The organism is Psychromonas sp. MME1 (assembly GCF_041080865.1).
In the GTDB taxonomy this organism is placed as follows: domain Bacteria; phylum Pseudomonadota; class Gammaproteobacteria; order Enterobacterales; family Psychromonadaceae; genus Psychromonas.
The window spans coordinates 1117775-1143760 of record NZ_CP160906.1; the positions used below are offsets into that span (position 1 = coordinate 1117775).

A 25986-nucleotide genomic window follows, 5' to 3' on the forward strand; every position below is an offset into this window, starting at 1 on the left:
CCGAGGTCTAATAAAATAACGCCAGGGGCGAAACTTTCGCTATGCTAAGCGCCTCATTACCACTATGAGCAATACGCGTTTCATAGCCCTTGTTGGTACTTAGTTCGCGCAATGTTTTGGCAAAATTCTGATCATCTTCGATAATAAGTAAGCGATTATTATGCTGTTTAGGCTCAACGACTGGTTGAGGAATAGGAGCTTCGCTATCTGGTATCGCTTTTAGTGCTTTTTTTACGGTGACAACGGGGGCATTCGCTGTGCTTTTTTTCGGCAATAATAAAGCAAAGGTAGACCCTTTGCCGAGAGTACTTGTAACAATAATCTCCCCACCTAATAACCCTGCAAGCTCTTTCGATATAGTCAGCCCTAAACCTGTACCACCGTAGTTTCGAGATGTTGTACCATCTTCTTGTTTAAATGCTTCAAAGATGATGCCTAATTTTTCCTGCGCAATACCCGATCCCGTATCATTCACTGCAAAAGCGACATAATCTCCCTCTTTGTCTAGTGTGGACAGTAAATCTCGTTCGTTGGCGGTGATAGGGTGTATCGATAAGGTGACTTCACCTGTGGAGGTAAATTTTATCGCGTTAGAGATCAAGTTCTTTAAAATTTGTTTCAATCGAGCTTCATCAGATTGAATTGGTTGCTGTAATTCACTACTTACGTTTGTTGCAAAGCGGATTTTTTTAGATTCGGCAACAGGTTGGAACATCTGCTCACACTCTTTAGTTACCTTATCAAGGTGCACGCTTTCAATCAGTATATTTAAATGGCCAGCCTCAACTTTTGACAGGTCAAGAATATCGTTAATAATCTTCAGTAATCTGTACCTGATGAGTGAATAGTCTGTGCAAACTCAAGTTCTTTAGCTGATAGGGGTTGAGACCCTTTTTTACTGGAAAGCAGTTGTGATAGCACGATGATGCTATTTAATGGCGTTCTTAATTCATGGCTCATATTAGCAAGGAATTCAGATTTGTATTTATTAGATTGTTCTAACGCCTGTGCCTTTTCTATGATTTCCGTCTGTTTTTGAAGTAAAACATTATTTTTATTATCAATATCTTTCTTCTGCTGTTCGAGTAAGTGGGTACGCTCTTCTAGCTCTTCATTGGTAACGCGGAGTTCTTCCTGTTGTACTTGCAATTGTTGCTGGGAATCGCGCAAATCTTTAGTTTGAAGCTCTAACTCGCCATTAATTTTACTCAGATTCTTCTTGCTGAACGGTCATTTCTTCTGTTTGTAGCGTTGTTTTTTCAAGTAAAATACGCATCTCACTGCGCATTTTTGTTGAATTCACGGCATTGGCAAGGGAAGTGGCTAATATATTAATGAGTGCTAAGTGGTCACTGGTGATCTCTTTAACAGAGGCAAATTCAATAATGGCCAAAACTTCATTTTCATATAGACAAGGTATAACCGCAATATTCTTCGGTTTGCTGCCACCTAATCCCGATTGAATAGTGATATAGTCATCTGGTGTATCATTAATAATAAACGCCTCTTTTTCAAGTAAGCACTGTCCGACAAGACCTTCACCCGAGTGAACTTTATTTATAACACTTTTACGATTGGAATAGGCATAGGTGGCACTCAATGATAGTTCATTTCCATCACGTAGATAAATGGCGCCCATTTGCATATTTAGCAGTTTACATAGATAACTTAATGTTTCTTTTGTTAACAGGGCGTAATCATCTTTGTCACGAATGATCTCATTGAGCGTATTTTTCGCCGTTTCAACCCGGTTTTGAAAATCAAACTCCTCAATCATCAATTTAAGTTTCGCCATAAATTTATTAAATGAGTTAGCAAGATGGCCTATTTCGTCATCTGTTTTTATATCAAGACGGAAATCGACATCAATTTCGCCCGTTGCAATATCAGTAAATGTACTATTTAGTGAATGTATTGGCGAAAGAATACGCGAAATGATTACCGCTGCTGCGATAAAACTGGCTATCACCACCATTACAATAATAAGCAGTAGTGTTTGCTGCATACCATTTAACGTAGCGGTTGCTTCTGTTTCATTAACCTCAACAACCAGACCGATTAAATAATCGCCTATATCTATAACGGTGTAACTACCGATAACCTCCATATCATGATAACTTTGGTAGATAGCAGTATCGGTAAAGTTAATATTGTTATCTCTAATATGTTTGCCAAGTGCTTGTGTCGCTTTTGTTGTTAATGTTTGTTTAAATGCACCACCTTGATTGTATAGAATCACTCATGGTGTCGGTTAACAGTAATCCGCTAGCATCGACCATGAATACATCTTTCGTATCGCCCAGCTCCGCAGCGCCAGTGTCGATATAACGCGTTATACCATCGAAGTCGATGGGTAGAATAAACACCCCGACCAGGTTATTGTCGATATAAATTGGACGAGCATAGGTAATAATTTTAGTCAGCGTAACATCGGAGTAAAAAGGTTCAGAATAGGTCGCTTTTTTCGTTTTTAACGCTTTTTGCAAATAACTTCGTGATGATAAATCGGCGCCTAAGTATGAAGCTTTATTAGCGGCAATTATTTGCAATTTATTATCAACAACGACCGTATCAAGTGAAGTGATTAAACCCGATATGTTCGTCAACATCGAGTTCATAACATCTTGCTGTTCTTTCTTTTTTGATGGGGCGTCTAGTTGTTGTAAGGTTGCTAATTGCGTATCGAGTTGCAGTGTTTTAATGGTTAATTCAACTTCTTTTTCAATATTTGAAAATTGATTTTTAATCCCTTTTTTATAGTAATCCAATGCCATTCTATTTTTACGATATGTTTCTGCTGTTAATTCCTGTCCAGCTTTGCTAATGGTATAATAACTGACAATGATTAATGGTAATAACCCAGAGACGATAATAAGCAGAATAATTAATTGTTTAAAACCTAATTTGTTCATATTTGTATATATTCCATTAATGTAAACATTAGCAAGCGTGCTATTACTAATCGTTATTACATCCTATTGCAATAAATCTTACAATGGATAATTATTCTAAGATCTTCGCATATAATGAATCGCAAGGTAATTGGCGGATAATAACTCTGTGAACTGATCTTGTTAAATTTACTCATAATACATAGCGTTCAATAACTTGCTATGGTGAAATAGCCCTTAAACCGTTAATAACAAAGAAGTCCACATAAATGAATGACAAACATACTTCCTTAAATCTGCAACTTGCTAACGAATTACAAGTGACCATTAAACAAGTTGATTCATTTATCACCCTTTATGATGATGGTAATACCGTGCCGTTCATCGCGCGTTATCGTAAAGAGATGACAGAGGGGCTTGATGATACACAATTACGTTTGTTGGAAACGCGATTAATATATATGCGCGAGTTATATGAAAGACGTGACACAATCATCAAAAGTTTAGTTGAACAAAATAAGCTTACTGATGCGTTATCACAACAACTTAATGCGATTACCAGCAAAAATGAATTAGAGCGGCTTTACCTTCCCTATAAAAGTAAACGTGTTAGTAAAAGTGAACTGGCTATTGCTGCCGGTCTTGAGCCCCTTGCTGATATATTGTGGTTTCAAGATGATGGCAGTATCAACAATCACCTTGTTCGTAAATATATTAATCTTAAAGCGGGGTATACCGATCCACAATTGGTATTGGATGGGGCATTAGCCATTTTAATTGAGCGAATATGCCGCGACAGTATTGTTATTGACCTTCTTTACAAGCATCTTTTTTCGCAAGCCGCGTTGGTCTGCAAAGCCGCTAAAGGTGTCGATTTAAGTCATAGTAAATTCAAAGACTACGCCGATTACAGTGAGCGGGTTAATAAAATTCCAGCACATCGAATACTCGCGATAATGCGCGGCAAAACAGAGGGCGCATTACAAGTTAAATTAGAGAGCGATCCTGGAAAAGATAAATCCTCTACAACGAGTTACTGTGAAATATTAATCGCCCGCCATTTAGGTTTTTCATTAACGGCTATATCGAATACAAGCTGGCGTGCACAGGTTATTAAGAAAGCCTGGAAAGCTCGTCTACAGGGACAATTAGAGACACAAATTTTCGCTTATTTAAAGGAAAAAGCATCGGATAATGCAATCGATATATTTGCCAGTAACTTAAAAGAGTTGTTAATGGCTGCGCCTGCCGGTAATAAAGTGGTATTGGGATTAGATCCTGGTTTTAGGACGGGTTGTAAAATTTCTGTAATTGATGAAACAGGAAAGTTATTAGACTACGCAACTATCTATCCACATCCCCCTCAGCTTAACGTAAAACAAGCGCAGCAGAAACTAACGGAATTAATAGAGAAATATTCCGTTGATTTAATTGCGATTGGTAATGGCACCGCATCGCGTGAAACCGATCTTCTCGTTCGAGAATTAATACCGAACTTATCGCGTACAGTCACACAACTCATTGTTAGTGAAGCAGGAGCATCGGTATACTCAGCTTCAGAGCTTGCTTCACAGGAGTTTCCTGATTTGGACGTTTCCATTCGAGGGGCCGTTTCTATTGCAAGGCGTTTACAGGATCCTTTAGCTGAGTTAGTAAAAATAGATGCAAAAGCGATTGGGGTAGGGTTATATCAACATGATCTTAACCAAATGCAGCTCGCACAACGATTGCAAGCAGTAGTCGAAGATTGTGTTAATTCAGTTGGAGTTGATTTGAACAGCGCATCGGCATCACTACTAAGTTTTGTTGCAGGGCTTAACAGTACCGTTGCTCAAAATATTATCGATTATAGAGATCAACATGGGGCGTTTACTAACCGTAACTCACTTAAGAAAGTGCCTAGACTAGGGAATAAGGCATTTCAACAAAGTGCTGGTTTTTTACGCATAGCGAATGCAAAAAATCCATTAGATAATAGTGCCGTACATCCAGAGTCTTATCCTCTTGTAACCGCTATTGCAGAGAAACAAGGCGTGAAAATAGCAGCATTAATTCAGAATGAAACGATTCTTAATAAGCTGCAAGCTGAAGATTTTGTAACAGATAAAATAGGCTTATTAACAGTAAAAGATATCATAAATGAATTAATTAAACCGAGTCGAGATCCCCGTCCTACCTTTACCACAGTGCGTTATGCTAAAGGCATTGATAAAATAACTGACTTACAAGTAGATATGTTACTGCAAGGGGTTATATCTAATGTGACCAGTTTTGGTGCCTTTGTGGATATAGGCGTTCATCAAGATGGTTTGGTGCATATTTCTCAATTGGCGGATAGATTTGTAAGTGATCCTCTACAAGTTGTTAAACCAGGGCAAATTGTGCAAGTGAAAGTGACTCAAATTGATATAGATTGTAAGCGCATTGCTTTAACTATGCGCCTATAGGGATTGAGTCTTGAAGTTAAATAGATTAAAAAAGAGTGCACGTCTACAAACTATTGAGCAGTTAGTAACGTCAAATTATACCCATATATGGGATTGTTGTTGTGACCATGGTTTATTAGGGATTAATCTACTCAATGGTCAAGTCGCATCAACGGTGCATTTTGTAGACATAGTGCCTCGGATATTATCCGAACTGCAAGGTAAATTAGAAAAGTATTGGCAAGGTGATATCGATGCTTGGATGATTCACTGCACAGATGTGAAGGCCTTAGCATTTGATAATTATGGAAAGAGCGAGACGCACTTAATCATCATTGCTGGTGTCGGAGGTGAATTGATGATGGAAATTATCTCTTCATTGTTAGCAAAAATAGCCAATATTGATGCAGAATTTATTTTGTGTCCCGTTCATCATAACTATGAAGTGCGTCGATTTTTAATCGGTCATGGCATGGGGTTAATAGATGAACATTTGGTTTTCGAAAATAAACGTTTCTATGAAATTATGCATGTGTCGAGAAAGGCTAGGTCAAAAATCAGTTGTATTGGTGATAAAATGTGGGAATTACAGAATCCTTTACACAGGCAATATTTGCAAAAAAAAATAAAACATTATCAAACGTTAGTTAGTAATAGTAAATATGATGCTGATGATGTTAATAAAAGTTATCAAGCTTTACTCGATAAAGTGATGGATATCAATGAACGGCAATAGTTACTTATTCTATAGGAAGTTGTTTATTTAAGACAAATTCAATGCCATACAGTGACATTGCGGTGCTGGTGGCTTTATTTTGTTGTAGTGTTGCACCTAAACGAATCTCCTGTTGTTTTGCCTGTTCAATGAAACTGAGCAGCTCCTCGCCAGGGGTAGTTAATAATTTATGGCTAATGGATTCAGAGAATATTAAATCTGAGATAGGGTAATTTTTCAGCACATCAACGGAGAATTGTGTTTCATTTTTAATATACCAGTAAATTTTAAAATGCTGCAAACGTGCCATGACTAATACCGCAAAAATAGGTGAGGTACTTGGAATTGTTTCAGGTGAGTCAATATAGAGATCGATTTGAGATGCCTGACAGTTTAAATAGTCTGCTAACGCTGACGCTGATTTTTGTGATACCCCCTCTGGGAACCATTTATCTAAAACGAGCGCACTGATAACTCGGCGCACACTCTCTTTATTCGGCAAGGCTACAATTTGCTCTCGTTTCATCTCCTGCGAACAAAAATAGCTCTGCAGCTGTTGATCCTCTAGATTATAAATGCCAGATGCCCGCATTACATCGGGTGTTTCATTAATCCAATGCTTGACGTAAACATCACCACACAACAAAAGTAGCATTTGCTCCCATTGTTGCTGATTGGGTGTTGAATTAAGCGTAGCTAGGATGGTAAATCCGAAATTTACGGCTAGCTGTCTGGCAGCACGACACTGATTAGCACTTAAATCGCCAAACAAAATAAGTGTAGGGAATCTATTGTTCAGCGCTAAGTGCTTGAGAATACCGATAAATAAAATATTGGTTGTGGTCAAGTCTATGATAAGCAGTTGATCATTTATAATATTATTTTCAATTTTTGTACCATTAAATATCTGTAGCTGTGACAGCCCTGTTGCGGTTAATGCAGTTGATACCTTATTGTCTTCATTATTCGATATTAAGGTAACATGATAGTTCATTAACCATCGTTTGAACCAATATTCAATACGTTGAAACCACTTTAATAATTGGTCATGTAGTTGCTCACTATTTTGACAATGAATAAAAAAATCCAACTCAAAATCCATACTTGGCATTTTGCCAAGCCAAAAAATGGGGATATCTTGGCGCATTTTTAATAGTGTTGTTAACTTATTTAGTAGTGGGTGGGTGGTTATATTGTCCGGTAACACCAAGACACTTAGACGCGGGCTGGCACTGAGTAGTAGAATAAGTTCTTCAATGGTATTGGTGAAATTAATATGGTAGTTATCATGGTTAATATGTACTTTATAGGTGTAAACTGACAACTTTATGGTTTGCTGGGTGTTTATAGGTGACGTTAATAACGTTAACTCCTGTTGATCTAAAATAGCACTATTAAAGTTAGTATTTGCCATCACCAATCCCCGAAGGCGTTTTATGGTTGCTGTAATATGTTGGAGGGCAATTCTGGCAATGAGTCGCCATCATTTTTCGCACAAATCAGATATTCATTATGAAACTTAACATTTGATTTTGCGGCTCGCTTTTTATACAAAAATATATTTTCTGTAAAAGCAAGGTCGATCGCACATTGTTGCTCACCACGAAGATATAAAGAGAGTGGTTTTGTTAATATTTGCTGCTCATCGAAACAGTCATTAAGTTGCTGCACACAAACAATCAGTGAATTTTTGCCACCGCTATGACGGTTTAGTCGATCGCCCACAACGAGGTCTGTCGTAACTAACCAATCTTTTGACTCAAGGGCGGAGAATAATTGAATTAATTGGCTTTTATCTATATTTTTAACCTGATTCTGCTCATCTAAAATTTGCTTATAACAGTGTTGTAAATGAATAAATTGCTCTTTTAAACGGGCGTTTTTATTTAAACTACGTACCTGTTTTTGCCAATCTTTTAAAGTCTCCAATAATATAGAATCGAAGCGTTTATTCTTTATCGCCGTTGTGATCCAAGCAGCGAAGTAATGTGCTTCACTGAGCGCATTTTTAGGTGTTTTGCCAGTCGCTTGTGAAGCCGCTAAGTCAGTCAATGCACTATTAACGAGTGTATATATTTCCTGAGAAAAAAAAGCCATGTAAATCCTATCTGTTTAGACAAAATGAGACTATTTTAGCACTTTTATCTCAGTTGTTGCTATTATATTTAAAAACCAATTTTTAGGGTTCCTATTGATGTCAAATGATAAACAACAGTTAATTAATGCAACACAGGCATGGGTTGAAAAAGTCGTCGTTAAATACAATATATGCCCCTTCGCGCGGCAAGAAGTAGAACGAGGCTCAATTCGCTATAGAGTGGTTGAAAGTAGTGATGTGGCTTCTGTATTAACATCATTAATAGAAGAGTGCTTTTATCTTACTGCTAACGAGGACACAGAAACAACCATTATGATTTTAGCCAATGGCTTTGAATCTTTTGATTATTTTCTAGATCTCACTGATTTAGCCAATGAATTACTCTACGAGCAAGATATAGAAGGCATTTACCAGCTAGCCCATTTTCACCCAGATTACTGTTTCGCTGGCGAACCTGCTGACGATCCAGCCAATTATACTAACCGTTCACCTTATCCAGCGCTGCACATCATTAGGGAAGCTACAATGGAAAAAGCATTGAAAAACCATCCCGATCCCGATCAAATCCCACAACGGAATATACAATTTTCACGTAAAAAAGGGCGCGAATTTTTTATAAAATTACTCGAATCATGCCACAAAAATGAACGTTAACGCTCTATCAGAATCAGTTATTATAATTTAGCAATGGCGCGATACGTTGAAATTAACGAATAACGTAAAAGAGATTTGAAATTTATAAGTAGATAGTTAATATACCCCCATTATGTAGAGGGAAACCTTCATTGTGCTGCAAAAGCGTTCTTTTGGACAATGAAAATTTGCTATATTAGGCCATTAGTTTGAAAATGAGTCGTGTTTATTATTCCTCTCGCTTAACTTCCCTTAGATAGCCAACAGACAAGGAACTCCTATGGCCCAGCAAGCCTATTCATTATTGCGTATTATTATTATTGACAGTTTTTGGCCCGGTCAAGTCAATCAACTTGAATTGAGTGGACATACGCAACTTGAAGGCACAAATGGTGCCGGTAAAACATCACTAATGCGATTATTGCCCTTATTCTACGGGATGCGTCCAAGTGATATTGTCAGTAAACTTGATCAAGCGCGGAACTTCGCCGACTACTATTTACCCCGAGACTCCAGTATGTTGATCTATGAGTATCAACGGCCGTTTGGGCAAACTTGTATGGTACTTGCTTCTAGTGATGGTCGTGGGGTGCAGTTTAAATTGATCGATGCAGCCTATGATAGCAGCAACTTTATTGATGAAAATAAGCAAGCGTTAGCTATTCGCGATGTGGAACGAAATTATAATAGTGCTGGCTATTATTGCTCGAATTATCTTGGTATTGATAAATATCGACAGGTTATTCAAAATTTACGTAGTGGACGCAAAATAAAAGATATTCGCCAATTACAAAATCGTTTTTCATTTAGCGATCTCCCGATGCCCCACATTGATAAAGTTATTAATGGAACGATTGAAAAAAATCTCGATTTTGATGCTGTCAAACGGATGCTGGTGGAGATCTGTAGTGACCATTTAGCGCGAAGTAATATCGCTGAAAAAGAGCAGATAAATCTTAATAAAGAGGAGATAAGCCATTGGTTAGCAGATATCCAAGCTAGTCGCGCGATTCAAAAAGTCGCAGACAAAATTACGCTTTGGCAAAATGATTTTAATAATCTAGATAGCTTATTAATCAAATTGCAGCACTTACATTTTGAAATCATCGAACACCAAAATAAACAAAATGAAAAACAAGAAGGACGCAAAACGCTTAAGGCGTCAACGCGAGATTCTCTGGATAAATTAGAGAGTGAATTAAAGAATGGCAGGGAATCACTGCAGCGCGATATTGCACAGTTAACGGCTAAAATTGAAGCTGATCAAAGCCGTATAGAGTTACTTGATCAGGATAAACAGAGTTATGATGATAATGATGCGGCAAGCTTTCAGATAAAGGCGGAGCAAGCGCCTCGCATTCAGCAACAACTTAATGAAGTCAATGAAGTTATTGCGGCGTTTGAAGGCAATATTAACAAAATTCAACTAAAATTTGATAAGTTAATTCAAGATTTAACGCTGCAAAAATTAACGGATATCAGTGCAACAAAAGAGAAGATTTCTGCAATTAAAGAAGCGGGAAATATACAGTTAACAATAGTAAATGAAAACTATCAACACCAGCTAAGTCAGCTAAATGAAGCACTTAATAATACCTTCCTCAAACTTAATATCGAACAGAAAACGGTTGAAAACCAACTAACTCAAGCACAATTAGAGGCTCAAAATCCTGCCTTAGATAAAGAGTTGTTAGATGCGATCGAACATAATCAACGCCAGCTGCATGAGGCGCATGAAAAACAGACGCAACTATTGCAGCGACAAAATAGCGTCACGAGTCAGTTAACATTGCTTGAAAAGCAACGTGATAAGTTACTTGATCTACATAAAAAAGAAAATCGGATTTATGAACAACTTAAACAGGAATGTTTGGCCGTTGAGCAGCAACTATTGCCCGATGAAGGTAGTTTGCAATATTTTTTATCTCATGAACCTTTAGCGCTCAATTGGAAAGAAAATATTGGTCGTTTACTCTCTTCCGAGCTGCTTGCACGCAAAGATCTCGCTCCGCAATGGGTCGGCCATAGTGACAGTTTTTATGGTTTACAAATAGAGTTGCAACAACTCAAAGATAGCGATCTGCAACTGACAGAAAATGAATTACGAGAAAAAGCGGCATTATTAGATAACAAACGGGCAGAGAAAGTTGCGCAAATAAAAATAGTTGAAGAGCAGCTGACAAATATCAAAAAACAGCTAGATAGTCATCAAATCACGCTTACCGAGGTGAAACAAACCTCTCAACAAAATGAACTCAAACTTGTGCAACTAAAAGTGCAAATGGATAATTTTGCGGATAAAAAATTACAGGCAATCAAAGAGGCAAATGTCATTGTTGATGGACGCATTAAAGAAATTCAACATGCGCAAAAAAATAACAGCAAAAAAATTGAAGAGTATCATGCAACGGCAAAAGAGCAGCGCTTTGAATTAAACAATCAAATGCTTGAACAGCGGATGATGATTGAGTCTGATAGAGATAGCCAATTAGAACAATTAGAAGCACAGCTTAATGCGATAGAGCAAAGTACAAAGAGTCGTTTACTCGATTATAAAAAACAGAAGAATAGTGCCTTGAGCGACTTAGATCCCGATGGCGAAGTGGATAAACGTAGCCGTGAGCGTAAAACCTTACAGCAAACACTCGATGAATGTGCTGTTTGGGCACGTAAAGCGCGTGAATATAGTCAATTTATGAACGAACGGTACGTTCATCGTGATCAATTAGTTGAATTAAACCAGCATCGTAATATTGAAAAACGAGGATTTGAAAATAGCCTTGAAGATCTCATTATTGAAAAGGGTGAATTAATCAGTAATGACCAAAAGTTGCTTAAAAAATTGAATATACAGTTGCGAGAAAGCGATGAGCTATTAGCACAATTAGCTGAGAGTCAGCGATTATGTGAAAACAGCGGGATTGCGGTCTGTGTATGTGAGAGTGAACCTAGTAATCCAGCTGATTTAACAGTTAGTTTCTGCTTTGATTGGCTTAAAGAGTTTAAAACGGTCGAAAAACGATTAACTGAGCAGCTAAACCGTTTTAATGACACTTTCAGAAAAAATCATTCAAGCAGTGAATTGTTTGAAAATTGGTTAAAATTAGTCGCAGATAATGATACTTATGATGGCGCCAAAAGCCTGTTCAAATATCGTAGTGCCATTGCTGATCTGCTCAGTAGTGCAGAGCAGAAACAGAAAAATACTTACCAGTTAGTTACGGTTAATGCCAATATGATTAATGAATTTTATCAGCATATCGAAAATTTTGGTCGCCGTATAAAAATTATTGGTAAAAAGCTTTCCGAAAATGTCACCGCATTGGCACATTTTGATGCCCTTGCTGATATCAATGTATACACGGTGATGAAACAAGAAGAGTTAGAATATTGGGGACCATTGCAACAATTTTCTAAATTATTCGAGCTGTATCGTGATGACCTACGTGAAGGACGCGGGGAAATTCCCGATGATCTTGTTTATGCGATGCAAAAACTATCCACTTATTTACCCAGTGAAGGCTTTGTATTAGCACATGATAACCTCTTTGATATCGAGTTTTCTATCACTGAAAAAGGGCAGTTGAAACATGCCCGAAATGCGCGCCAATTAAAAAAAATCAGTTCAACAGGACTCTCTTATTTAGCAATGTTGTCTCTGTTTGCCGGGATACTAGGAATGCTTCGTGGCGCCACTGATTCAGCTTCGGTGGTGATATTGCCCGTCGATGAGCTCGGTGAATTAGCTGCAGAAAATATAGATCTATTATTAAAAATGTTTGATGATAATAACATAGCGATGTTATCCGCCTCGCCTTCAACAGACCGTCACATACTTTCACTTTATAAGCGTCATTACAAATTAAAAGATAACAAAATTTACCATGCAGAAATTCCAACATCACGTTTAGATGAACTACTCGCCCAACGTAAAATGGCGGACAATGCTACGGAGACCGTGACTCATGTTTAAACAAACCGTCCAACAGTTATTAACCGGTGCGGTGATCTGTGAAACTGCATTTGCTGAATTATATGCATATCTTAAAATCACAGAAAATGAATCGCGTGTTAGTGATTTTTTAGCAAACTTAGATAGAAACCTAACCTATTTGGAGAGTGCGGATGCTTTTTATTGTACCTTTCAAGAGGTATCTCAAGAAAACAGCGCAGAGTTAACGTCATTGTTTACTGAGGTTCGCACCGTATTTAGACCGTTAGTGGAGTTCTTAGATCTCCTTTTAACGGCAACTCAGACGGACTTACCCTTACGTGCGAAAGCGATGGTAAATATTAACAAATTATTTGACCCCTTTGAAAACGACCAAACGTTGCGTCAACATCTGCGCAGGATCACAGCCAGTAAGCCATTTAAAACGAACAAGCTAGAAGCGCGCGAGCAACTGGTATTTATGTTTCAAAAATTGGAAGAGATGGGCTATTTAGTGCGCAAAAATAGTGGCAGTAGCCGTTACTACGCTACCGCACGGTTTGACATTATTTATCTCTTCATCGAATTTTTAAATGATTCTGAACGCGTGGACTTACCAGAAACAGAGCAACAACAGCAAGAGGAGTTACTCTTCTAATGGCAGGTTATGATGCTGGCGATGTTACTGATTTATTGAAACAAATTGGCAGTAATTCACAAATACTTGCCGAAACGTATGTGTATGGTTCGATTTCAGGGGATCAAATAGATGCCAATAAGCTTAATGCTTTACAAAAAGCAGGATTAATTCGTCCTGATGATGAGCCGGGTGATTACCGTACTACTTCTGAATTAAAACGTATGCTTAATCGTTTAATGCGTAAACAGAGTAGTTATCGCCAATTGACTGACATGGGAAAAGTTATTGATGTGCTCGATGATACCGTGCAAGATTTTCAGCTATCGGTACAACAAAATCAGCATGATGATGCCGAGTATTATATCGATCAATTAGATGATTTACTCTATGAGGCAAAGGAAAATCTGAATGTTAGTTTAGATAATATGCATTATGCCATTTCTAGTCAGTTTGGCTTTGTGATCAGTTTAAGTGCTAAGGTTCGTGAAAACGAGAAAGCCTTAGATTACGCGCAAAAATTATTAACGGAATTACAACAAATTGATCCTGAAGCATGTTATGAATGGACTAATTGGGCATGCCCGATCGATTTCGCTCGTAAAATTAGCGCATTTATTTATTGGTTTAAACAGACACTCGCACGTCTACGTTTTATTATTGATAACATGCGTTTGAGCTTGTTTAGGCTCAGACGTGATGAAAAACAGGCAAGTTTGTTACGTAATATGGCCCGTTTTTTACGCAAACATCCTGAATTTGAGATCAGTGATGGGCTTTTTGAAGACCCTAACTTGAACGATAATCTTAAATTTGCACCGCCACTAAGAAATTTAAAAACCTACGTTGATCTCAAAAACAGCGCACATGAAGAGCGGTTAATTTCTATTGTCCAATCGCTACGTAAATATAATAACGAATTACCAATAAACAAACGTCAAACTAATAGGGTAGAAATATCACCAACGGAACCGTTAATTACAAGCCATGATTATTTTGAAGAGCAGGCAGAGCAGTTATTTGAACAAGCGATTATTACCGGTAATAAAATATCAGCAATTCAATACTGGCAAAATCAGCAGCAAAGTGAGCAGTTAATAGATCACTATATTGATCCCAAAGAGTGGATTGAATTAGTTTTTAGTTGTTATTGCAAATTGACCAATGAACAACAACATGCATTAGAGATCAACATGAAAGGTGTAAAAGTTGGCGGTACGACTGATAACTACAGCTACAGCGATGTGCAGATATTTTTGAGAAGTTAATATGGATAAAAAACTATATCAATTTTGCCAGCGCAACTTTAAGACCCTGTTAAATGGAAAGTTAAAATATGCTCCATTATTATCACGTTTAAATTTAGAATATGGTTTTGGAGAAAGAAGAGGCGATTACCTCTATTTTGATGATAATGATCGGCAGCGTTTAATTGAGCGTGTTCAGCAAGAAAATGATGTACATCTTTTTAGGCAGGATTATATCGACAGTAAATGCCGTGTCGATAATGCGTTAAAGCAGCGCAACGAGAAAGTAAATTCCCAACCTGTTAGTGAAGGTTTTGTGCTCATTAATGCAATTGATCATTTACGTATCAATGGCCAACACTTAAAGCTGCTCAATTTAACCTCCTTAGGCTGTTATATAGAAGCTTCTGAGATCACCGCCATTGACCACCCGTTTATCGTATTAGTTGAAAATCTCGCCATAATGGCAAAATTAGATGCCTTAATATTGCCAGAAAAGTTACGCGACGCGCTATTTATATATCGCGGTGATATAAAGCCAGCACAGCGAACAAATAGCGCCTACCAACTGTTTCGCCATTTTAAATCATCGCATCAATTAGTCTGCTTTAGTGATTTAGATCCCGCTGGAATACAGATTGCAGTTACCTGTGGAGCACATTTTTGGCTTGCCCCTGAAGATTTTACTTTAGTTAATTCATCATTAACTGGCGATGAGCATGAGTGGTTCAATCAGTCAGAGGCGATAAAATGGTTAGCACGCAAAAATAATTTACCAAAAAGTTGCCAAACTGCACTTATTACCATGCAAAACAGTAAAAAGACGTTAAAACAAGAACATATTTTAGCGCATAATATCAAAATGAATTTATACCCATTGGATTAACACCAATCCCGTCAGTGAAAAGGATATTCGCTATTTGTTGACTTGTAAAAGGTCGTTAAGCGTCCCTTCATGATGCAATTGAAAGGCGACAAACCCTTTCGGATCAATAGTAGTCTCAAGTTCATACTTAATTGAATCAGCATTTTTGTTATTTAAAAATGCCATCATCTGTATAAGATCTAAAAGATGAACACGACTCGAGACTTTTACTTCGGTTTCACTATATCCTTTTAATACAGGAATATCGTTGGCAACACCCGATAATATTTGTTGGTTATCAATCTCTAATTGAAAACTCATTCCTTCTATTACTAACTCCTCTGAGTTTGGGTTAGTGATCAATAAATGTATATTGAATCTTGGTGAAATTGATTGCAGGTTATCGGGTTCTATTTTTATTAAATCAACCTGTAAATCTTGCAATGTTTGCAAATTAGTACAACCAGAGAGCGCTACAGTAATTGCAATTAAAAAATATTTTAAGTAATACATATATCCCACCGGCATAAAAAAGGGTGTACGTGACTAGCCAAAATTGACTAATATACCACAAAGAATTATGACATTAATCTTTGTGAAATAATAACTTAGATGCTAACTTTAATTTTAATATCCAAAATTATTTTTGAATAATTGCTATTAATGTGCTGCCACCAATTATTTCAGAAAGGAGCATTCATGTTTAAAAAAAAATTATGGTTAAAGATTAAAAGAATATATGTCATCGCTATTTGTTCACTGCCAGTCTATTCCTTCGCAGAGATAAAACCAACTAAAGTTGCCATAGATATTGGTGAAAGTCACGATAACATCGACATTTATCGTATCGGTTTACAACAAGAGTTCTCCAATTGGTTAGATGAAAAAGGTATCCCATTGGGCGGATATTGGGAAGCTTCATTTAATTATTGGGATGGGCAGCAAACTGATCTCTATGGTCTGTTCCTTGCGCCAGTACTGTTTTATCAGTTTTGCGACAGCTGTCGCCTTTCTCCTTATATAGAAGCGGGAATAGGGGGGGGATTCATTAATAAAAAAGAGATGGATAATAAAGATATGTCTACCCATTTTCAATTTGAAGAGCGTATTGGGGTTGGTGTAAAAATGGGCCGTTTTGATCTCAATTTACGCTATATGCATTATTCAAATGCTGGTATGAAAAGCCCTAATCCAGGAATGGATATCTATTTACTAGGTGTTAGTTATCAATTTTAATCATTATAAGATACCCGCTTATATGGCGAGTATCTTATATATTATTAGGGGTTAAATTTAAGCAAATTCGGCACCGTCAAAAACACCAGCAAATAGTGCCGTTGACAGATAGCGTTCACCAGAACTTGGTAGGATAACAACAATATTTTTATCTTTATATTCAGGTAACTCAGCTAAACGAGCGGCAGCAAAAACAGCTGCACCCGAGGATATACCCGCCAGAATACCTTCTTCTTCCATCAGACGGCGAGCCATTGTGATTGCATCATCATTACTAACTTGCTCTGCACGGTCGATAAGTGAAAGATCTAAATTTTTAGGAATAAATCCTGCACCAATACCTTGTATTTTATGTGGCCCTGGTTTTACTTCTTCGCCAGCAAGGGTTTGGCTGATAACAGGAGAATCAACAGGTTCAACGGCAACACTGATAATTGCTTTACCCTGTGTTTCTTTGATATAGCGACTCACACCCGTAATCGTTCCACCTGTACCCACACCTGCAACAAATATATCAATTTCACCATCGGTATCGTTCCAAATTTCAGGACCGGTTGTTTGTTCGTGAATCGCTGGGTTAGCTGGATTTTCAAATTGACGAACGACAAAGTATTTACCCGGTGCAGAGTTTGCTAACTCTTCTGCTTTATTGATAGCACCTTTCATGCCTAATGCACCATCTGTTAATACTAGATTTGCACCGAGTGCTTTAAGTAATTTACGGCGCTCTAAACTCATTGTATTTGGCATTGTTAGTGTGATTTTATAACCACGAGCAGCGGCGACATAAGCAAGCGCAATTCCAGTATTACCACTGGTCGCTTCTACTAATTCAACATCTTTAGTTAACGTACCGTTTTTTTCAGCTTTCCAAATCATGTTGGCACCAATACGGCATTTAACGCTGAAGCTTGGATTACGACTTTCTATTTTTGCAAACACATTACCAGAAGTAACATTATTTAAACGTACAAGCGGGGTATTACCAATAGTTTGAGAATTGTCACTGAAGATTTTAGTCATAATATACTCTCTATGATTTATGTGATTAGAAATAAGTGAGATAAGAATAGCGGATGCATAAATATAAGAAAGTAAAATTTAGTTATAGCATATAGACTTTAGTGATATATCCCATTACGTAGCATATCATTGCTATCGCTTGTTGAGAAAAAAGAAGGAGCGATGGCTCTGATGTCGGAGCTAGAAAGTATATGAGGTAATTGTATTCACTTTTCGAATTACAACGCAGGGATGGTTCTTGAACTAGTCCCAGTGCACCAATCTACGTTGTTAGAATTGATTTTAAAAACTTTTCTCGTAGCCAAACAAAGCGGTACTACCACCGTAACCAGGCATCGTATTGTTTGAAAAAATAATTTTAAATTTGCTAGATTGATCTGCTTTAAAACTAAAACCAGCCCCAAAAGCCAAATTGCTCTCGTAAATGTTCATCTCTTCAGAATTTGAAACGTAGTCGTACATTGCTTGATCTGCGTTTAGATTTGCTAAATCTTGTTTGGCGGGATCATAAAAGTTCCCAAACACCTCTACCTCAAAGCGATCACTATCTAATGGCATTATTGGCAATGAAAAGATTTGATAATGTGCATTATCCACAAAAGTACTATCAGTGATAGAAGTTGTAAAATTAAATGAACGATAAAAACTTTTGAACACTTGATTGAGATATTGATACGTTGCTTGCGGAACTTGTGATATTGACTCTATATCAAAATAACTTGAGGAACCAACCTGAACTTGCTGTTGATATTCAACTTGCAATGTATTCGATGGCGACTCCTGTGCCAAGCAACAAGCTGAAGCAAAATAAAAGATAAAAATTCCATTTTTAAACAAAATTGCCTCCTTGATTGATAATTCTATTTAATGTAATAACCTTAATAAAATTATTGTATATCAAATCACCGTTAGTTACTTAATAAATAATCTAAATAGTGATGCAAGTTAGCTAATAATTGCATTTTTTCAGGTTGATTTTGATAGTCCAATACCAAGGCGTCCAGTTTTTCCACGTAAGCTTGGGTATTTTCTAAAAGGTATGCCTGACGGTGCCTATGCCATTTTTCCTGTTCCTCTATAGATAGATATTCAGGCGCATTTCGTGCACGATAATGCCACAGTAAAGAAGTCAAACGGGGATCATCAAAATCAAATTGAGTATTAGCTAATGTTTTCCAATCACTGCTAGCTATTTGATTTATTTTGTTTTTATCATTATTTGAAAAGAAACCTCCGCTATATAACATTTCCTCTGGGCTACTATATTTAGTCTCTCTATGCTCATCGCTAAACACCTGTAGACACTTATTAACGATATCTAAATTATTTTTAATTAACTCTAAAGAAGAACGACATTGCACGCGATCAATACCTAATTCATCGGCTCGATGCTCCGATAATGTTTTAGCAGGGGCTATAATTGGACATTTATTGATATGGATTAATTTAATGGCAGGGCGATTAATTCCCTCTGGAAGATCAGTTAATGACGTGTACAAATAATGGCGGATCTCTGCAACACTCATCGTTAATAAATTGTTCAAATCTTTATTTAAGTCAACTGCAATGATGGCATTTTTATTAACAGGGTGCTCAATCAGTGGAAGCACATAACTAACACACCCCTGTATAGCTGGAAACATACCTGAGACATGTACAACTGGAGTAAAACTCCCTAACTTCAAGGATGATAATGCATTTGATTTTTTGCGTAGATTAAAACAATAATCATATAATTTAGGGTGTGTATCCTTGATTAATTTAGCAATAGCAATTGTGGCATAAACATCAGACATCGCATCATGTGCTTGCTCATGTGCTAAATCATTTTCTTTAGTGAGCAACTCTAAACGGAATGAAGGTACATCATTATTATCGACAGGCCAATTAATACCCTCTGGGCGCAATGCATAACACGCTCTCACTAAATCAATAATATCCCACCGAGAACAGCCGTTTGCCCATTCTCGTTGATAGGGATCTAGAAAATTACGATATAGGGTAAAGCGCGTTACTTCATCATCAAAACGAATATTGTTATATCCTAAAACACAGGTATTTGTCTGGCTGAATTCACCATTGATTAATTTAATAAATTCATTTTCGCTAACACCAAGTTGCAGTGCTTTTTGCGGAGTAATTCCGGTTATAAGGCACGCCTCTGGATTAGGTAGGTAATCATTAGGTGGACGACAAAACCACTCATTTGCAACGCCTATAATGTTGAAGTCAAGATCTGTTCTTATACCAGCAAACTGCGCAGGCCGATCGGAACCTGGATTTAAACCAAAAGTCTCATAATCGTGCCAGTACAAAGTAGTTGGTGGCGTGTTTTGTTGTGATGAATTGCTCATTTTATATAGTGATTCCAGCGAATATGTTCAATGTAAATGATAGCTAAGTTATTTGTTGTTACGAAATATTATATTCCTATGTCACGTAAAGCTCAGGTGAGTTAGCACGCCGCAGGGAAAACAAAATAGCACCATCTACTTTGTTATAAAATCTCTATATGCTCTGTACTTGTGATACTACATCTTGAGGCACAATGGTTATACATTAAATCATATTCTAACTAACTTAGCATCAAGGCGATAGGCGGCGATGAAAATGAAACAGCGATCACAAACCATTTATCGTTTACTTATCTTTGATCTGCAACTAAATATCAATACAGATCACAAATTCATTAACGCGCTCAGGAAAAAGTCAAAAAATAGCAACTTAGAGATATAATACAAAGGCACGTATTTAAAAATATATATTAATATCTGTCGATCAGATAATAATACATTTTTGTGCCATAATAAAAATGCAATTAATGAACAGCTCCTTTGTTTATTATTAATTTATAAAACAGTAAATAAGGAAGAGAAATGAATAAATTAACGCTTATTAAATCAATTACTTCTGCTTCGATATTAGCTGCAGCACTTATTAGTCAATCTACAATCGCTGCTGAAAAAATAACATTCGAAGATTTTACAAAAATGAGTTACGAGCAACGTGTACAAGTTTGTGCTGAATTTGTAAACTCTAGTGATATTGGTCTTTGTGCTGCAATAACAGCGAAACCAGATATGGCTGCAACAGTTGCTCCTGCTACACGCAATAAAGCTTTGGTTGAGTGTGCAAAAGAAGAGAATACAACTAGTCCTCAAGACTTAAGCGCTTGCGTTAATGACAAACTCAATACCTCTGAAAAAGCTGCGGCGTACACAGATAAAGAGTTCCATGCTGCACTGAAAAAATGTGCAAAGGATAAATCATTAGATGGAACGAATGAAGTGTTGCAATGTACTTATGGTAAATTAAAAAATTAATTATTAATTACCCGTTTTCGTAATAGGTTAAACCAAGAAAATATTGGTTTAACCTAATTCAGTTACATATTCTCAACCCATTCATAAAGATTGATATTAATAACTAATCCTCTTTGCAACTCTGTTTTTGAGCCACAATATCCCAATCAATCATGTCATTATTAGTAAATATTGTATCGTAATTAAGTTCTTCAGCAGGTTCACTATTACTTGTTTCATCAGGTGTTAATGGTGAATGTACCTCTATATATTTTTCACCATTTGGTTCTTTCGTTATTTTTATAGGGTCATTAATGACTTTTACCGACTCCCCCGATTTAACTTTAGCAAATAACCAAGCAATATCATCGGGATTCATGCGCACGCAACCTGCACTGACACGCATACCAATACCAAAGTTTTTATTAGTTCCATGAATTAAGTAAGTACGATTACCATAGGCAAGACGTAACGCATATTCACCCAATGGATTATTCTTACCCGCGGGAACCGTTTGTGGTAATTCTGTGCCATGCTCTGCAAAATGATCTTCTCGGCTCTGTTTGGTCGGAGTCCAAGTTGGATTCGGAATTTTGCTAAAGATAGTGGTTTCCATAACTGGGGTAGATTGATCTATACGCCCAATACCAATAGGAAAGACATAGACAGTATTATTTGTAAAATAGTAAAGTCTTAATTCGGGTAAATTGATGACAATCCCTTTATAGGGAGCATCGGGGAGTATAATTTGACTCGGTATAACTATTTTAGTCCCTACTTGTGGTAGTAGCGGATCAACCCCCGGATTCGCATCCATTAAAGCAAGAAAGCCGACATTGTATAAATTCGCCAAAGCATGAAAATAGTCACCTTCTTTCACAGTATGATATTCAGGCTCACCTATTAAGCGAGAGCCATCAGCGGGGAGGGCGTACGCTTTCGCTGATACTTGATTACTCAAAAACAGCATGAAAATGAGTGTAACTGCAATACAAAATTTTACACACTTGCTAAATAAAGGTGTAATAAGCGATAACCTATTGTTACGATTCAATACAAACATATAAAACCTGAAATTTATAAAAAGATTAAGACGTTATGCCAATTATACCATATGTAAACCATTATCATTGACAAATATAGTCGGGTATAAAAAAAATTGTTATACCCATGTTAGCTAGAAATGCTTTGTCAGATAATTGTCAGGCAGTTAGTTATGTGAAGTTGAGAAACTGAAATCAGCTAATTAACTCGATTTAGTAATAGCAATGCAGCAATATTCCGTGCTGTCATTTCTAAATTTACGGCAGCATCATGAAACGCTTGATCTAGGTTAACCACATTTGGGACGATACTAAATACACTATCAATACCGTGTTCATGGACTATCGCATAGTCTTTCGATAAACAACCTGCAATACCTATCACAGGAATACCATACTGCTTCGCCACTCTAGCGACCCCTATCGGGGTTTTACCGCAAATTGTTTGGCTGTCAATGCGTCCTTCGCCAGTGATAACTAAATCAGCATTGGCGATAATTTCACTGAAATTGACGGCATCCATGACGATATCAATACCCGGACGTAGCGTTGCATTAAATAGCCCTAAAAAGGCTGCGCCCATGCCACCAGCAGCCCCTGCACCTGCGCTGTTTATAATATCATGACCCAGTTCATTTTTAATAATAGCGGCATAATGCGCGAGGTTTTGATCTAAAAAATCGGTCATATCTGCTGTTGCTCCTTTTTGTGCAGCGAACACATGGGAAGCACCAGTGGGCCCACATAGGGGATTGTTGACATCGCAAGCTATTTCAAGCGACACATGGCGTAAACGAGGATCAAGCCCGGTTGTATCGATATGGCATAAATTGGCCAAAGCGGCACCGCCATAACCAATTTCATCACCATTGAAATCAACCATTTTAATACCTAATGCCTGTGCCATGCCAATACCACCATCATTTGTCGCGCTGCCACCGAGACCAACAATAATATGATCAACCCCCGCATCCAGCGCAGCTTTAATCAATTCTCCAGTACCAAACGAGGTCGTTAATGTAGGATCGCGTTGTTCAGGAGTGACTAAATGAAGCCCTGATGCAGCAGACATTTCTATAACGGCGGTATGTCGATCACCTAATAGTCCATAGAAAGCAGAGACAGGTCGACCGATAGGGCCTGTAACAACGCAATTTATTAATAATCCACCCGTTGCATCTATTAATGACTGTACAGTGCCTTCACCACCGTCGGCCATGGGTATTTTATGAATCTCAGCATTTGGCATAATCTGTTTAAAGCCCGACTCAATGGCATTGGCAACTTCCATCGCGGTGAGGCTTTCTTTATAAGAATCAGGCGCAATTATAATTTTCATAGCACGATCTCTTTTTAATTATGGGCTGCTATATGCATATTTTATCTATAAATAGTGGTTGTAAATTGTTACGCTATCGCTATTGTTTGACGATATTCATTATGTCATTGATTATAACCATTGCTGTAATTAACTGCTCTATTTAGGCGCAGCAATGAAAGCATAATAACGAACTATTGGTTGTAGTAACTCATTGTTATAATAATAAAATAAATAACAATGGCGAAACATGCTTTCACTTAACGTTAGCACTCTTTTTATTAACCATTAATGAGCAGGTGAATATAGGATTGAGTATTACCACTTGCCAGTAAATATATCGCGCTTGTAACTCTAGAGGAAGTCTTAATGCATACCTGCCCATTATGTTCATCTCTTCAAACCAATTTTTATTTTGAAGATAAAAATCGTAGCTATATGCAGTGTGCACGTTGCCAATTAGTCTTTGTACCTAAGCAGCAAAGACTTGATCCAATCAAAGAAAAAGAACACTACGACCATCATATCAATAATCCCGATGACCCAGGCTACAGGCATTTTTTATCTCGTTTAACCATCCCTTTGCTAGAGCGCATAGAGTTAGGATCTCACGGTTTAGATTTTGGCTGTGGCCCAGGACCTGCACTTGCCCAACTGCTACAAGAGGTCGGACATAAGGTAGATTTGCATGATATTTACTATTATCCAAATGCAGAATATTTATCTAAACAATACGATTTTGTAACGGCGACAGAAGTCATTGAACACCTTTATGACCCACATCAGATATGGAAACTATGGTTGCAGATGGTGAAGCAGGGGGGATGGCTCGGCATCATGACTAAGTTAGTCGTTGATCTAGAGGGTTTTAAAAATTGGCACTATAAATTTGACCCGACCCATGTCTGTTTTTATAGCCAAGCTACTTTTCGTTACCTTGCTCAGAGAGATAAGCTTGAGCTTGAATTTATTGGTAGTGATGTCATTTTACTGCGAAAATTAGCCTAGCACAGAAATTACCATGGCTATACCACCACTTTTTTAACCTAAGGAGATCTAAAAATGATTGCATTAACAGCTTTACAGTGTCGCGTGATTGGTGTGATGCTTGAAAAGGAAATTACCACACCAGATCAGTATCCTTTGTCATTAAATTCACTTACAAATGGTTGTAATCAAAAAAGTAACAGAGAGCCGGTACTCTCTCTATCTGAGACACAAGTACAAAGTGTGATCGACGAATTAATTGAAATGAAACAGTTGTTTGTAGAAGTAGGTTCATCGGGTCGAGTTAATAAATATAAGCATAGGTTTTGTAATACGGCATTTACCAATTTACAATTAAGCGCACAACAAAAAGCAATTATCTGCCTATTATTCCTTCGCGGACCTCAAACAGCGGGTGAGTTACGCACGCGTAGTAACCGCCTCGCTGAATTTAACAATGTAAATGAGGTAGAAGCAGCACTTGAAACATTACAAGATATCAATAACCAGCAATTAGTGAAAAAATTACCAAGAGAAGCAGGGAAAAGAGAGTCGCGTTATATCCATCTATTTACCGATCTTTCTGATGTTGAACTAGAATGTATGGACACAGACACTAATCTATCACCTACAGAACCTAATCAACTTGAGCATAGGGTTTCGTTATTAGAAGATGAAGTCGGAGCGTTAAAAAATGAACTCGCTCGTTTAACCGCTTTAATTGAGTCTCGTTAGTCTTTATCATCATGATCGTTACTAAAACCTGATGCATATATTTCATTAAATTAGAGTTTTTACCTATGTCAGAAAAAAAAATTAAATTCATCGCAGCAGATATGGATGGCACGCTACTAGATAGCAATGGCCACTTACCCGAGGAATTTTTTGATGTTTTTCATCAATTAGACAAAAAAGAGATCCTATTTGCAGCTGCCTCAGGGCGACAATATTATAGCTTACTTAACATGTTTTCAGCTGTGCAAGAACGCATGCTGTTTATTGCTGAAAACGGTACATACGTTATGCATCAAGAAAAAGAGTTATATAGTTGCACTATCGACATTGATTCAATTCATCGGATAATTAAAGAGGCACGCTCAATCAATGGTGCACATATTGTTTTATGTGGTAAAAAATCTGCCTATATCGAAACGCAAGCGCCAGAAGCATTGGATGAAATGCAAAAATATTATCATCGTTGTGAATATGTTGATGACCTGCTAAAGGTAAACGATGATTTTATTAAAGTGGCAATCTGCCATTTTGATGGTTCACAGGAACATGTATATCCGATTATTTATGAAAGATTTAATCGAGACCATCAAGTTGTAGTCAGTGCGAAAATATGGCTTGATATAATGAACATTAATGCATCGAAGGGCGCTGCAATCAAACATTTACAAGAACAATTTGCCTTTGATTATGAGCAAACCATGAGTTTTGGTGATTACTTTAATGATATAGAGATGTTACAAGCGAGTTTTCATTCCTATGCTGTAGAAAATGCGCATCAACAAGTAAAAAATCACGCCCGTTTTACTGCACCGAGTAATAGTGAAGCAGGGGTATTAACGGTTATCAAAGCGTATCTAGCTGCTTCGGATACTTCTTTATAATTATTGCTGACAGCCAAG

The 25986-nt window shown here is 37.3% G+C and carries 24 protein-coding genes; 12 read left to right on the forward strand and 12 right to left on the reverse strand.

The features are described 5' to 3' along the window. Positions 1 to 7: 7 nt before the first annotated feature. The 4 genes from AB2N10_RS05300 to AB2N10_RS05315 form a co-directional block, all read right to left on the reverse strand. Positions 8 to 715, reverse strand: coding sequence for an ATP-binding protein (locus AB2N10_RS05300; protein ID WP_369434436.1), 708 nt, complete (start codon positions 713 to 715; stop codon positions 8 to 10). Between the two features lie 104 nt (positions 716 to 819). Next, entirely contained in the window at positions 820 to 1170 is a 351-nt protein-coding gene (locus AB2N10_RS05305; protein WP_369434437.1) for a histidine kinase dimerization/phospho-acceptor domain-containing protein, read from the reverse strand. Between the two features lie 34 nt (positions 1171 to 1204). Next, complete coding sequence (locus tag AB2N10_RS05310) at positions 1205 to 2239, reverse strand: GAF domain-containing protein (protein WP_369434438.1); 1035 nt, start codon at positions 2237 to 2239, stop codon at positions 1205 to 1207. Further along, complete coding sequence (locus AB2N10_RS05315; RefSeq protein ID WP_369434439.1) at positions 2208 to 2912, reverse strand: cache domain-containing protein; 705 nt, start codon at positions 2910 to 2912, stop codon at positions 2208 to 2210. The genes AB2N10_RS05310 and AB2N10_RS05315 overlap by 32 nt, the downstream gene beginning before the upstream one ends. Before the next feature lie 248 nt (positions 2913 to 3160). Here AB2N10_RS05315 and AB2N10_RS05320 point away from each other — a divergent pair, with 248 nt between their 5' ends. Both AB2N10_RS05320 and AB2N10_RS05325 read left to right on the forward strand, forming a co-directional pair. Continuing rightward, entirely contained in the window at positions 3161 to 5338 is a 2178-nt protein-coding gene (locus AB2N10_RS05320; RefSeq protein ID WP_369434440.1) for a Tex family protein, read from the forward strand. Positions 5339 to 5348: 10 nt separating this feature from the next. Further along, positions 5349 to 6053 carry a tRNA (adenine(22)-N(1))-methyltransferase TrmK gene (locus tag AB2N10_RS05325; RefSeq protein ID WP_354625784.1) on the forward strand — a complete coding sequence of 235 codons (705 nt, stop codon included), beginning with the start codon at positions 5349 to 5351 and terminating at the stop codon, positions 6051 to 6053. 4 nt (positions 6054 to 6057) lie between these two features. On the opposite strand, the gene AB2N10_RS05330 is transcribed toward AB2N10_RS05325, so the two are convergent. Together AB2N10_RS05330 and AB2N10_RS05335 are read right to left on the reverse strand one after the other, a co-directional pair. Continuing rightward, positions 6058 to 7446 carry a hypothetical protein gene (locus AB2N10_RS05330; protein ID WP_354625785.1) on the reverse strand — a complete coding sequence of 463 codons (1389 nt, stop codon included), beginning with the start codon at positions 7444 to 7446 and terminating at the stop codon, positions 6058 to 6060. Positions 7447 to 7466: 20 nt separating this feature from the next. Further along, positions 7467 to 8129, reverse strand: a complete 663-nt coding sequence (locus AB2N10_RS05335) for a DUF2913 family protein (protein WP_354625786.1) — start codon at positions 8127 to 8129, stop codon at positions 7467 to 7469. A 97-nt stretch (positions 8130 to 8226) separates the two neighbouring features. On the opposite strand from AB2N10_RS05335, the gene AB2N10_RS05340 reads away from it, so the two are divergent. From AB2N10_RS05340 to AB2N10_RS05360, 5 genes are all read left to right on the forward strand, one after another. After that, positions 8227 to 8784 (forward strand): DUF1415 domain-containing protein, encoded by a 558-nt coding sequence (locus AB2N10_RS05340; protein WP_369434441.1) that lies wholly within the window; start codon positions 8227 to 8229, stop codon positions 8782 to 8784. Positions 8785 to 9043: 259 nt separating this feature from the next. Further along, the gene (locus AB2N10_RS05345) at positions 9044 to 12736 is read left to right on the forward strand and encodes an ATP-binding protein (RefSeq protein ID WP_354625787.1); all 3693 of its coding nucleotides are present in this window, start codon (positions 9044 to 9046) and stop codon (positions 12734 to 12736) included. Then, positions 12729 to 13352, forward strand: a complete 624-nt coding sequence (locus AB2N10_RS05350) for a hypothetical protein (RefSeq protein ID WP_354625788.1) — start codon at positions 12729 to 12731, stop codon at positions 13350 to 13352. The genes AB2N10_RS05345 and AB2N10_RS05350 overlap by 8 nt, the downstream gene beginning before the upstream one ends. Further along, positions 13352 to 14599, forward strand: a complete 1248-nt coding sequence (locus AB2N10_RS05355) for a hypothetical protein (protein ID WP_354625789.1) — start codon at positions 13352 to 13354, stop codon at positions 14597 to 14599. Before AB2N10_RS05350 ends, AB2N10_RS05355 begins: the two co-directional genes overlap by 1 nt. A gap of 1 nt (position 14600) precedes the next feature. Beyond that, positions 14601 to 15464: a hypothetical protein gene (locus AB2N10_RS05360; RefSeq protein WP_354625790.1), complete on the forward strand. Its 864-nt coding sequence runs from the start codon at positions 14601 to 14603 to the stop codon at positions 15462 to 15464. Between the two features lie 30 nt (positions 15465 to 15494). Here the strand turns inward: AB2N10_RS05360 and AB2N10_RS05365 are convergent, their stop codons facing one another. Then, positions 15495 to 15956, reverse strand: coding sequence for an LEA type 2 family protein (locus AB2N10_RS05365; protein ID WP_354625791.1), 462 nt, complete (start codon positions 15954 to 15956; stop codon positions 15495 to 15497). A 186-nt stretch (positions 15957 to 16142) separates the two neighbouring features. On the opposite strand from AB2N10_RS05365, the gene AB2N10_RS05370 reads away from it, so the two are divergent. Beyond that, the gene (locus tag AB2N10_RS05370) at positions 16143 to 16679 is read left to right on the forward strand and encodes an acyloxyacyl hydrolase (protein ID WP_354625792.1); all 537 of its coding nucleotides are present in this window, start codon (positions 16143 to 16145) and stop codon (positions 16677 to 16679) included. Positions 16680 to 16736: 57 nt separating this feature from the next. Here the strand turns inward: AB2N10_RS05370 and cysK are convergent, their stop codons facing one another. The 3 genes from cysK to sbcB form a co-directional block, all read right to left on the reverse strand. Next, positions 16737 to 17702, reverse strand: a complete 966-nt coding sequence (gene cysK, locus AB2N10_RS05375; protein ID WP_369434442.1) for a cysteine synthase A — start codon at positions 17700 to 17702, stop codon at positions 16737 to 16739. A 282-nt stretch (positions 17703 to 17984) separates the two neighbouring features. Further along, positions 17985 to 18539, reverse strand: coding sequence for a hypothetical protein (locus AB2N10_RS05380; protein WP_369434443.1), 555 nt, complete (start codon positions 18537 to 18539; stop codon positions 17985 to 17987). A gap of 71 nt (positions 18540 to 18610) precedes the next feature. Continuing rightward, positions 18611 to 20056, reverse strand: a complete 1446-nt coding sequence (gene sbcB / locus AB2N10_RS05385) for an exodeoxyribonuclease I (RefSeq protein ID WP_354625795.1) — start codon at positions 20054 to 20056, stop codon at positions 18611 to 18613. Positions 20057 to 20578: 522 nt separating this feature from the next. Between sbcB and AB2N10_RS05390 the strand changes: the two genes are divergently transcribed. Further along, positions 20579 to 21025 carry a hypothetical protein gene (locus AB2N10_RS05390; RefSeq protein ID WP_369434444.1) on the forward strand — a complete coding sequence of 149 codons (447 nt, stop codon included), beginning with the start codon at positions 20579 to 20581 and terminating at the stop codon, positions 21023 to 21025. A 103-nt stretch (positions 21026 to 21128) separates the two neighbouring features. Here AB2N10_RS05390 and AB2N10_RS05395 read toward each other — a convergent pair whose 3' ends face one another. Continuing rightward, a complete protein-coding gene (locus tag AB2N10_RS05395; protein WP_369434652.1) occupies positions 21129 to 21974 on the reverse strand; it encodes a L,D-transpeptidase family protein in 846 nt (281 codons plus the stop codon). A 272-nt stretch (positions 21975 to 22246) separates the two neighbouring features. Further along, complete coding sequence (locus AB2N10_RS05400) at positions 22247 to 23386, reverse strand: glycerate kinase (protein ID WP_354625799.1); 1140 nt, start codon at positions 23384 to 23386, stop codon at positions 22247 to 22249. Between the two features lie 348 nt (positions 23387 to 23734). On the opposite strand from AB2N10_RS05400, the gene AB2N10_RS05405 reads away from it, so the two are divergent. From AB2N10_RS05405 to AB2N10_RS05415, 3 genes are all read left to right on the forward strand, one after another. Next, a complete protein-coding gene (locus AB2N10_RS05405; RefSeq protein ID WP_354625800.1) occupies positions 23735 to 24373 on the forward strand; it encodes a class I SAM-dependent methyltransferase in 639 nt (212 codons plus the stop codon). A gap of 54 nt (positions 24374 to 24427) precedes the next feature. Further along, entirely contained in the window at positions 24428 to 25087 is a 660-nt protein-coding gene (locus AB2N10_RS05410) for a YceH family protein (RefSeq protein ID WP_354625801.1), read from the forward strand. Positions 25088 to 25152: 65 nt separating this feature from the next. After that, complete coding sequence (locus tag AB2N10_RS05415; RefSeq protein WP_354625802.1) at positions 25153 to 25968, forward strand: HAD family hydrolase; 816 nt, start codon at positions 25153 to 25155, stop codon at positions 25966 to 25968. Positions 25969 to 25986 lie beyond the last annotated feature (18 nt).

Bases quoted from the DNA above. Each gene is read 5' to 3' on its own strand.
- AB2N10_RS05340 (WP_369434441.1), top strand. From the start codon at position 8,227: ATGTCAAATGATAAACAACAGTTAATTAATGCAACACAGGCATGGGTT.
- AB2N10_RS05370 (WP_354625792.1), top strand. From the start codon at position 16,143: ATGTTTAAAAAAAAATTATGGTTAAAGATTAAAAGAATATATGTCATC.
- AB2N10_RS05330 (WP_354625785.1), bottom strand. From the start codon at position 7,446: ATGGCAAATACTAACTTTAATAGTGCTATTTTAGATCAACAGGAGTTA.
- AB2N10_RS05405 (WP_354625800.1), top strand. From the start codon at position 23,735: ATGCATACCTGCCCATTATGTTCATCTCTTCAAACCAATTTTTATTTT.
- AB2N10_RS05320 (WP_369434440.1), top strand. From the start codon at position 3,161: ATGAATGACAAACATACTTCCTTAAATCTGCAACTTGCTAACGAATTA.
- AB2N10_RS05345 (WP_354625787.1), top strand. From the start codon at position 9,044: ATGGCCCAGCAAGCCTATTCATTATTGCGTATTATTATTATTGACAGT.
- AB2N10_RS05360 (WP_354625790.1), top strand. From the start codon at position 14,601: ATGGATAAAAAACTATATCAATTTTGCCAGCGCAACTTTAAGACCCTG.
- AB2N10_RS05315 (WP_369434439.1), bottom strand. From the start codon at position 2,912: ATGAACAAATTAGGTTTTAAACAATTAATTATTCTGCTTATTATCGTC.
- AB2N10_RS05335 (WP_354625786.1), bottom strand. From the start codon at position 8,129: ATGGCTTTTTTTTCTCAGGAAATATATACACTCGTTAATAGTGCATTG.
- AB2N10_RS05395 (WP_369434652.1), bottom strand. From the start codon at position 21,974: ATGCTGTTTTTGAGTAATCAAGTATCAGCGAAAGCGTACGCCCTCCCC.
- AB2N10_RS05300 (WP_369434436.1), bottom strand. From the start codon at position 715: ATGTTCCAACCTGTTGCCGAATCTAAAAAAATCCGCTTTGCAACAAAC.
- AB2N10_RS05365 (WP_354625791.1), bottom strand. From the start codon at position 15,956: ATGTATTACTTAAAATATTTTTTAATTGCAATTACTGTAGCGCTCTCT.
- AB2N10_RS05415 (WP_354625802.1), top strand. From the start codon at position 25,153: ATGTCAGAAAAAAAAATTAAATTCATCGCAGCAGATATGGATGGCACG.
- AB2N10_RS05400 (WP_354625799.1), bottom strand. From the start codon at position 23,386: ATGAAAATTATAATTGCGCCTGATTCTTATAAAGAAAGCCTCACCGCG.
- cysK (WP_369434442.1), bottom strand. From the start codon at position 17,702: ATGACTAAAATCTTCAGTGACAATTCTCAAACTATTGGTAATACCCCG.
- AB2N10_RS05390 (WP_369434444.1), top strand. From the start codon at position 20,579: ATGAATAAATTAACGCTTATTAAATCAATTACTTCTGCTTCGATATTA.
- sbcB (WP_354625795.1), bottom strand. From the start codon at position 20,056: ATGAGCAATTCATCACAACAAAACACGCCACCAACTACTTTGTACTGG.
- AB2N10_RS05410 (WP_354625801.1), top strand. From the start codon at position 24,428: ATGATTGCATTAACAGCTTTACAGTGTCGCGTGATTGGTGTGATGCTT.
- AB2N10_RS05350 (WP_354625788.1), top strand. From the start codon at position 12,729: ATGTTTAAACAAACCGTCCAACAGTTATTAACCGGTGCGGTGATCTGT.
- AB2N10_RS05355 (WP_354625789.1), top strand. From the start codon at position 13,352: ATGGCAGGTTATGATGCTGGCGATGTTACTGATTTATTGAAACAAATT.